The organism is Hungatella sp. SL.1.14, assembly GCF_024460495.1.
Classification (GTDB): domain Bacteria; phylum Bacillota; class Clostridia; order Lachnospirales; family Lachnospiraceae; genus Hungatella; species Hungatella hathewayi.
Genome location: NZ_JANFYJ010000437.1, coordinates 1 through 294 on the forward strand (window position 1 = coordinate 1; position 294 = coordinate 294).

The 294-nt window shown below is 50.0% G+C and carries 1 pseudogene; it reads right to left on the reverse strand.

Annotated elements, in window-relative coordinates:
• A pseudogene (locus tag NE473_RS31725) lies at positions 1-294 on the reverse strand (sulfatase-like hydrolase/transferase); the annotation flags it as partial.

Here is a 294-nt window from a genome sequence, read left to right on the forward strand (position 1 = left end):
AGCTGATCGAACCGCTCCCTCGTCCTTCTGTAGAGATTCGGTTTGTCAAGCATCCGGTCAGTCCACGACACCGGCAGATCCATCGATTCATCCGGATAGAGATCCAGATACTCTTCCGGAACAAAGTATGGATCGTGAGGCCCCAGTGTACCGACATACATACAGAAAGGCTCATCTTCGCTTACCTTTTCCAGCCAGTCCTCTGCACAGGAGACTACGTCACCATCACCAAACGGATTTTCTTTTACACCATACTGGGTATATGGAGGAAATCCGACTCTGGAAATCTCACCG